Consider the following 8904-nt stretch of genomic DNA (forward strand, 5'->3'; position numbering starts at 1 on the left):
GGTACTGGATGTCACCATGGGTGAAGATGCATGCCCCATTTATCGTGGTGATGCCGTCGAGATCCTGACATGTATCAGGCATATGGCGCTGAACATGCTCAGGGCCGAGACATCACGCAAAGCAAGCATCCGGCGAAAGCAAAAGATTGCGTGCATGAGCAGTGAATATTTGGAAGCAGTCTTGACTGCAGGCATCCAGAAATTGGCTGTCAGTTAACAAAAAGTTCACGCTCTCACCCTGACCCCTCCCCTGACCCTAAACGATATCCACTAACCGGGAGAAATAGCCCCTATCGCTGGTTCCACTCATGAGAGACGGCGACATCCAGAGTCATACATTCGCCTATCAATAATCCCCTTTTAAAAAATCATATCTCGCTGTGGTGTTCGTTCCTCGGACTCCTGATCCCCCGCTACATGGAATGGCCTTGATCACCCTTTAGCACGTAATTTTTTTGTAACAAACACTGACTAGTGTATGCAGCTACTTTGAACGTCACTGAAATTTTGGTGAATTCCTCTTATTAATCATAATATTAATGGTGATAGCCTGATGCCTAATAAGATCGCGCGGTTAACGACCGACCTACTCATCAATACAACCCGGCGTAAATTATTGTTAGGCAGTGCCGGCGCGGTAGGTGCCGTGAGTTTTCTCGGAGGGGGACTCTTTAGCATCGCCAACCAAGCTCATGCTGAGAACTTACCAACCAGTCCATTACTAGGTTTTAAAGGAGTTAAAGCATCCATTGCTGATGATGTAGTGGTTGCTCAGGGTTATAAAAGCGAAGTGTTGATCTCATGGGGTGACCCACTTGTGGATAGCGCTTCAGCATTCGATCCTAACGGTGGCAATAGTGCTGCCGATCAAGAAAAACAGTTCGGTGATAATAACGATGGTATGAGTTTCTTCCCCATTGATGATAACCATGGGGTGATTGCGATTAACAACGAATATGTGAATGAGCAGTATCTGTTCTCCCATGGTGGTAGCAAGGCCACCAGTTTAGAAGATGTGCGTAAATCCCAGGCGGCACATGGGGTATCAATTGTTGCGGTAAAACGCATCGGTGAGAGCCAACGCTGGCAAGTTGAGCGGCCATCGCGTTACAACCGCCGTATCACCGCCAATAGCGAGATGCAGGTCAGTGGTCCTGCCGCCGGTCATCCACTCCTGCAAACCGCAGCAGATCCTTCAGGCCGTAAGGTGTTGGGGACCATTAATAATTGCGCTAATGGCAAAACCCCATGGGGGACCTACCTGACTTGCGAAGAGAACTTTGAAACCTATTTCGGTACCCAGCACGCCGATTATAAAACCACCCCAGAACAGCAACGCTATGGCTTGAACGCCAGAGAGCCCGAGCGCAACTGGTCTACGTTTGATGATCGCTTCGATGTGGCAAAGAACCCTAATGAGCTTAATCGGTTCGGTTGGATCGTTGAAATTGATCCGATGAACCCGCAGGCGATGCCGGTAAAACATACTGCGCTGGGGCGTTTTAAGCACGAAAACGCAGCCGTAACCGTCGCTAAAAATGGCCGCCTAGTGGTTTATATGGGGGACGATGAGCGCGGCGAGCATATCTACAAATATGTTTCTAAAAATAAAGTCGACCCCATTAATCCAGCCAACAATCACAACCTACTGGATGAAGGGACACTGTATGTTGCGCAATTTAACGCAGATGTAAATGGTGTCCCTTTGCGAGGGACCGGCCGTTGGATTGCACTTGAGTTTGGTAAAAATGGTTTAACGCCAGAGAACGGTTTTCGTGATCCAGCAGAAGTTTTAATCTTTGCCCGTAAGGCTGCATCACAGGTTGGAGCAACCAAAATGGATCGGCCGGAATGGATTGCCGTCAATCCACATGATGGTCGCCCCTATTGCACACTCACTAACAACAATAAACGTGGCGAAGCAGGCATGCCGATGAATGCAGCTAATCCACGTCCTAATAACATTTATGGTCAAATTATTCGTTGGGATGAGGGTGGTGATGCCACTGCCGAACAATTTACGTGGGATATTTATCTGTTGGCTGGTAATCCAATTGCATACCCCGAAGGCATTAACCGTGGTACGCCAAATATCACGGTAGACAATACCTTTAACAGCCCAGACGGTTTAGCTTTTGATGCGGCGGGTCGTTTGTGGATTCTGACCGATGGTAAATACAGCAATGAGGGTGATTATCAAGGGCAAGGTAATAACCAGATGCTGGTGGGTGATCCTAATAGTGGTGAAATTCGTCGCTTTATGGTTGGACCTAAATCGTGCGAATTAACGGGTATTACCTTCACGCCGGATTATAAGACGATGTTCGTCAACGTACAGCATCCTGGAGAAGAAGGAGATTCTCACTTCCCAAGTAACAGCCCACGTCCGCGCTCTTCAGTCATCATGATCACCCGTGAAGATGGCGGCATTATAGGTGGCTGAGCGAACAACGTATGAAGCCGGATAAGAAAAATAATATAAATATTAAAATACGACGTTAATTTTTATTTAACGGGCGATACCTGAGGTTATATTTTCAGTTTTTATGTATTTAAATCAACCCTTAAAACTTTATACCAGCTAGGAATTAATAATGAAATCAACGCGGATTTTCAGAAAAAAACTATTGTTATCTTCTTTTATGATTGCCGCTAGTTTTCCTAGCTATGCGTTAGATATTGTGCTGAGTAATGATGATGGTTATACCGCGAACCTCAAAGCAATATATAAGATTTTGGTTGCAAATGGCCATAGAGTGATTGCCTCTATACCTTGCGTTAACCAAAGCGGAAAGGGGGCATCGATTAATTTTTCAGAACCGCTTAAAGATCTCAAGCAGAACTGTTTGAATGGCGCAGCGATGGTGGGAGATCCTGCGATTGGTTTAGTTAGAGGGGAGACTGAAATATATTACGTCGATGGTACGCCAGTCATGTCTCTTATGTATGGCTTGGATGTGCTAGCAAAGGAAAAGTGGGGAAAAAAACCTGATTTAGTTGTATCGGGAGCTAACGAGGGGCAAAATTTGGGCTCGATTGTTAATACCTCCGGTACGGTGAGTAACGCACAATTTGCGCTTGCGCGTCAGATCCCGGCGATCGCTATCAGTGCCGATGTAAACACAACTAATAATGATGTATTAGCTGAAGAAGTTGCGGCCTTAACTTTTAAGCTGATTGACAATTTGAATGACATGAAAAAATCACAAGGACAGATACTTCCACCGGGCTATGGCTTGAATGTTAATATTCCCACATTCAGTGCTGGTGAAAGTGAAAATTTACCTTGGGTCGCGACTAAATTCGGTACTTTTAATGCTTATAACATCTACTTTACCAATGACAATGGTAACGGTGGGGCAGGCATCGGTTTTGGTATTGTAGGTAATCCCGCACCAGAGCAGGCTAATGATGAATCTGCAGCCATTCAGCGAGGGAATATTACCATGACTATGATGCAAAGTGGCTTTGAAGCTAACATCCCTGCCCTGCAATGGCTAAAAATCAATATGAAAAACCTGTCTGTTTCGCCTTCTAATAATTGAGTGACACTCATATGAGCAAGTTTTTTATTAAAAAGTGGTTACCTTTAGCTATCTCTTTATCATTGCTGTCAGCATGTAACACTCATGATGAACAAAATAATAGTGCCATTGAAAATGGCAATGAAATAAAAGTCTTGTTTCCCACTGACACCATCATTTCAGAATATAGAAGTTATCGAATTGCTATTGCGAATGATGCATCTATATTACCCATGGTAGGGACCATGCACACCGATAAAAATAATAATAAAATTATTTTTTTGCAGGATGGCAATGATGGAGATGTAAATATCATCACAGAGAGGGCTGGCATTTTTAGCAGTCTAAAAAATAGCAACGCGCCTATCACTATTTCATTGATTGAACCATTAGAAGAACACCATGAATTAAATATTGGTGATTATCTAACAAAAATAAACGCCTCGAAGATATTTAATTTTGCAGTGGATAAGAATGATTCTGTGACAGCCCTAGAGGATTGTGGTTTACAAGGTCGTGTAGAAGACGCGATCTTTCATGGGGTTAATAAACTTAATGTCACTTCGGCAAATTGTGATGGCAATGAAATCGACGGTGACCTGTATCTTGTGCACGATAGTACGAGCAAACCCGCAGCATATAGATTATTTGTTGCTCATCAAGACAGAAATATTGAAAGTAGTTATATTTTTCAAAAATCATGAGAATGAGTACAAGTCCATGCGCGGATGAACATCAAATAATAAAGGTACAGTTCTAGTTATCACCTGACACCGGCCTCACGCCGGTGTCTTTTTTACGCTGCATGAGTGCACACCTGCGTACTTCTTTCGGTATTAATATCAGACCTGTCTTGAACGCAGGAGGTTCTTCATGAAAACATCACGCTTTAGCGATGCCCACATCATCGCCATCCTCAAGCAAGCCGAGTCTGGTTCACCCGTCCCCGAGCGGTGCCGTGAGCATGGCATCAGTTCGGCCACCTTCTAGAGGTAGCACTCCACATTCGGTGGCATGGATGCCTCCTTCATGACTAGCCTCAAGAAGATGTATGCCGAGGAGCGCCTCAAGGCAGAGAGCATCGCCGAGGCCATAGCAAAAAAGGGTAACGCCATCTGCCCGCAGGAAGATGGCGACCAAAGCCGTGGTGCATTACGCCATCTCTATCTAGTTAGCTTGCAAGGTGAGCGAGTTCTGCTATCGCTATCAGCCCGTGCTCGCCGATGAAAACCAGCGCAACGGGGGAGTTGGCCTCTGCTTCCTCATACCTGCTGTTTGCTTGGATCCACAAGCGGGTCTACCAAATGGGTCAACCCATTGCTGGACTAGATACTTATCTAATTTGACCACCATGATAGGCTGTGATTTCATGATTTCTTGGTCGTGAGCCATTTTATTCCCATCGATAGCTTGATTACTTGCCTGAAATAAGATGTGCTCATAAATATCATTTCTCCGTACGTTATATACAGGGTGTACAAGGATGTTAAATAAGCAAATTAACTTTATCGTTGACAATAAAGGTAATAAGCAGGCGGCTGTTGTACCTATCGATATTTATAACGAGTTAATGACCTTACAAAAAGCGCTTGCCGATAACCAGCCTGGTGAGCGTGAGCTTTATTATTTCAATGGTAAAGGGGCGCAAGCGTATGGCTACCCTGTGGGTAATCGCAAAAATCCAGGTTTTATTGTGCTTTCTGGATCAACAACTAATGGGGAGGATGCAACATCGTTGCGTGAGGCTGTGAAAGATTTACGCAACATGTTATTAGCAAAAGGGATCATGATTGCACGAAGTGAGGGGGGATTTTTATTCGTAGCTGATCAGCTTTTTAACAGCCCTAGCCTTGCTGCTAGCTTGGTAGCTGGAAATAATCGTAGTGGATTAGATGCGTGGCAAAATAGCGTGGGTTACACCTTAAAACAATCTGGGTTTGGTAAAAAATAACACTCCCTGTGAATCGTCCTCCAGTTCCGTAGACACCTCGCAGCCTTAAAATGAGGCTTGGAGGCGTTATGACCCTTCAACGTTATCTAGAAATATTCAAAATCGAAGCTGTTAAACAAGTCACCGAGCGCGGGGGACGGCGGCTTACTGTAATGACGCAACATTGCCGGCAGGCAGTGCTCACGCCTTGCCTAGAATTCGGGCAATCGCGGGTTAATACGCGCAAGACCTAGGTGGATAAGAACACCAAGCTCAGCCAACAACCCTCTGATTTGATGAGCGTATGCCGTTTTGGCTTTGATACTGTCGGGGTGTGCGCGTCAAGCCTATGCCGATGAACCACTACGCCCACACTGTCGCCCTGAAGGGTACAGTCAAGGGTACAGTCAAGGGTACAGTCAAGGGTACGCAAGTATGGGGTTAAAAAAAACCAATAGAAAATGCCAGTCAGGCTTAACTGACTGGCATTAGGCTGATGCATTCCTTGTTACTACTAGTGCAGCACGCGGGCTGTTAGCCAGCCATTTGCTTTTCTTTGATTTCGGCAAGCGTTTTGCAATCAACACAAAGATCGGCAGTGGGGCGTGCTTCCAGACGGCGGATGCCGATCTCGATGCCACAATGTTCACAGTAGCCGAAGTCGTCGTCTTCAAGCAGTACCAAGGTCTTTTCGATTTTCTTGATCAGCTTGCGCTCACGGTCACGGGTCCGCAATTCCAGCGCGAACTCCTCTTCCTGTGCGGCGCGATCAACCGGATCTGGAAAGTTAGCAGCTTCATCCTTCATATGGTCAACGGTGCGGTCAACTTCCTGCATCAGTTGATTACGCCAAGCCCCTAGGATTTTGCGAAAATGCGCTTTCTGTTGGTCATTCATGTACTCCTCACCCAGTTTCTCCTGGTAAGGCGCGACACCCGCAATGGCCAGGGGGCCCAGAGATTTCCTGTTTTCGCCTGTTGGCATGCCCTGTCTCCTAATTCAGCACGCTACCCGTGCCATCCATAATTTGAGGGCGCTATCTATAGCAGAAGGGTAACTGGTAAGCAAATGAGCCATCCCAATAATGTTACCGATTACCATATTTAGGCACTCCCCTCGGGTAGCAGGTGGCTAGCTTCAAAAGGAATGAAATCATGAGCCACCATGCCATCCACCCCAAGGTGAGGGCGGTAGCACAAGATTTCAACCCCTGCCGCTATTGCCTGCGCAATGAGCTGACTATAGTGCGGATCGATGTGAGTTGCAGGCCGCATCCTGACAATTCCGGTATGTAGCACCATAAAAAGCAGCACTGCGCGGTGGCCTGCCGCTTTCATCGCCATTAATTCACGCAGATGTTTGGCACCACGAGTGGTCACTGCATCGGGAAAATAGCCCATGCCGGGCTGCTCGCGCTCATCGAGCAGGGTGACCGATTTGACTTCGATGTAACAATGCCCCCGCTCATCATCTGTTAGCAGCAAATCGATGCGACTGTTCTCTGCACCATATTTTACCTCGCTGCGTAGCGAGGCATAACCGGTGAGTGGAGCAAGGGCACCTTGCTCAATCAGCTCACGGGCGATCTGGTTAGCGCGGGCCGTATTGACGCAGATAAAATGGCCCGCAGGGCTTTGGGCAATCTCCCAACTGCAGGGCAGCTTGCGCTTAGGATTATCAGAGGTGGAATACCAGACTCGGGTACCCGGTTCGGCACAACCGGTCATGGCGCCGGTATTGGCGCAGTGGATGGTGATCAGCTCACCGTTATCGAGTTGCACATCGGTCAAAAAACGCTTGTAGCGGGCCACCAGCTGGCCCGATTGCAGGGGGGGATCAAAGATCACGGATTTGCCCTCCGTTCTGCTTCTTTTACCCGAGCTCGCAGCGGCCAGCAGGCAAGCGGCTCGTAGCGCACCCCGTCCGGGGCCGAGATGGATTGATAGAGGCAGAATTCATCGGCCTGCAGTAGAAAATCGGGCGCTGGCAGGGTAGCTGGTGCCTCGCCCGCTTTGCGTGACAAGGTCACGTGAGGGCGATAGCCCAACTCGCCATTACCCAGCCCCAGTTTTTCGCCATGACGACGTAGTGCCAACGCCAGCACGGTCAGCTCGTTAGGCCATGCTATCGGACCAATCCACGCCGCTTTAGCACGGTTAAACCAACCGGTCTGCTCTAACTTAATGGTCAGCGGCGGGCAGTGTTGCTGCTGCACGGCGTCGATCAAACGCTGGGTCGTCTGGTCACTGGCCTCGCCCAAAAACGCCAGGGTCAAATGAAGGTTGGCTTGCGGCACTGCTTGCCCGGGCCAGGGGCGTTGATCGCGCCAAGCGATCAGCGCGGGGGCGAGCGCCTTGACGGGCAGGGCAAAGAAGAGTTTGGCCATGTGCTGATCATGCCTTGTTCACACTCATAGAATGCGCCCATTCTATGGCAGCTGTCTGGCCATGTCTCGCCACCCTGTTATGCAATGGTGCATCCCGTCACATCTACTCACGGTGGGGGGGCGGGCTGTGGCAGAATAGGCGCCGTTTTATCAGTTGTTACAGAAGGTACCCATCGCTTTGTCCCAGCTTCCCATCGTTTCGATATTGCCCGATCTGTTTAGTGCTATCGACAGCCACGCCAGCGTGATCCTGCAGGCGCCGCCCGGCGCGGGCAAATCGACCTTGCTGCCGCTGGAGCTGGTGCGCCAGAACCGATTGCCCGGCCGCATCATCATGCTGGAACCACGGCGGCTGGCAGCGCGCAACATCGCCACTTTTCTGGCTCGCCAGCTGGGGGAGAAGGTGGGTGAGCGGATTGGCCTGCGGGTTCGTGGCGAGAGCCGCACCAGCGCAGCGACCCGGCTTGAGATAGTGACCGAAGGGGTACTGACTCGGATGTTGCAGCAAGACCCTGAGCTTAGCGGTGTCTCGCTGGTGATCTTCGATGAGTTTCACGAGCGCAGTCTGCACGCCGATACCGCGCTGGCCTTTGCCATCGAGAGCCAGCAAGGGCTGCGTGATGACCTCAAGCTGCTGGTAATGTCCGCCACCCTGGATGGCATGGCGCTCGAACGCCTGTTGCCAGATGCCCCGGTGATCCGCTCCAAGGGGCGCGGTTTTCCCATTGATTACCACTACCGCCCTGCCAATCGCCAGCAGTGGCTGGAGCCGCAGGTCGGTGCCGTGGTGCTGGAGGCGCTGACCGCCCAGCGCGGCAGCCTGTTGGTCTTTTTACCCGGCCAAGGGGAAATCGAGCGGCTGGCGCAATGGCTGGCAGACAAACTGCCGGATGACGTGACCCTCGCCCCCCTCTACGGCCGCCTCGACATGGCGACCCAGCAGGCAGCGATCGAACCGGCGCCTGCTGGTCGCCGTAAGCTGGTGCTCACCACCAATGTGGCGGAGACCTCCCTCACCATCGAGGGGATCTCGGTGGTGATCGACAGTGGCTTGGAGCGGCGGG

Annotated in this window: 9 protein-coding genes and 1 pseudogene; 7 read left to right on the plus strand and 3 right to left on the minus strand. The window is 49.5% G+C overall.

All coding sequences use genetic code 11. The features are described from left to right. The 6 genes and pseudogenes from CUC53_RS13140 to CUC53_RS13165 form a co-directional block, all read left to right on the plus strand. Positions 1-217, plus strand: a 217-nt coding sequence (locus CUC53_RS13140) for a transposase (RefSeq protein WP_420808064.1), incomplete at its 5' end; no start/stop codon positions are given. A gap of 336 nt (positions 218-553) precedes the next feature. After that, positions 554-2443 (plus strand): PhoX family protein, encoded by a 1890-nt coding sequence (locus CUC53_RS13145; protein ID WP_100294580.1) that lies wholly within the window; start codon positions 554-556, stop codon positions 2441-2443. A 151-nt stretch (positions 2444-2594) separates the two neighbouring features. Further along, positions 2595-3545: a 5'/3'-nucleotidase SurE gene (gene surE, locus CUC53_RS13150; protein ID WP_100294581.1), complete on the plus strand. Its 951-nt coding sequence runs from the start codon at positions 2595-2597 to the stop codon at positions 3543-3545. 11 nt (positions 3546-3556) lie between these two features. Next, on the plus strand, positions 3557-4228 hold the full coding sequence (locus CUC53_RS13155) for a hypothetical protein (protein ID WP_100294582.1): 672 nt from the start codon (positions 3557-3559) through the stop codon (positions 4226-4228). Positions 4229-4397: 169 nt separating this feature from the next. After that, positions 4398-4831, plus strand: a pseudogene (locus CUC53_RS13160) (transposase); the annotation flags it as partial. A 176-nt stretch (positions 4832-5007) separates the two neighbouring features. Further along, complete coding sequence (locus CUC53_RS13165; RefSeq protein ID WP_100294583.1) at positions 5008-5475, plus strand: DUF4357 domain-containing protein; 468 nt, start codon at positions 5008-5010, stop codon at positions 5473-5475. Between the two features lie 513 nt (positions 5476-5988). Here the strand turns inward: CUC53_RS13165 and dksA are convergent. From dksA to thpR, 3 genes are all read right to left on the minus strand, one after another. Further along, a complete protein-coding gene (gene dksA, locus CUC53_RS13170) occupies positions 5989-6438 on the minus strand; it encodes an RNA polymerase-binding protein DksA (RefSeq protein WP_100294584.1) in 450 nt (149 codons plus the stop codon). Between the two features lie 119 nt (positions 6439-6557). Further along, positions 6558-7301 (minus strand): DNA/RNA nuclease SfsA, encoded by a 744-nt coding sequence (gene sfsA / locus CUC53_RS13175; protein WP_100294585.1) that lies wholly within the window; start codon positions 7299-7301, stop codon positions 6558-6560. Next, positions 7298-7840 carry an RNA 2',3'-cyclic phosphodiesterase gene (gene thpR, locus CUC53_RS13180; RefSeq protein WP_100294586.1) on the minus strand — a complete coding sequence of 181 codons (543 nt, stop codon included), beginning with the start codon at positions 7838-7840 and terminating at the stop codon, positions 7298-7300. The genes sfsA and thpR overlap by 4 nt, the downstream gene beginning before the upstream one ends. 178 nt (positions 7841-8018) lie before the next feature. On the opposite strand from thpR, the gene CUC53_RS13185 reads away from it, so the two are divergent. Then, positions 8019-8904: DEAD/DEAH box helicase (locus CUC53_RS13185; RefSeq protein ID WP_157798273.1), on the plus strand; the 886-nt coding region annotated here is incomplete at its 3' end.

Origin of the sequence: Aeromonas cavernicola, from assembly GCF_002795305.1 — a bacterium.
Classification (GTDB): domain Bacteria; phylum Pseudomonadota; class Gammaproteobacteria; order Enterobacterales; family Aeromonadaceae; genus Aeromonas; species Aeromonas cavernicola.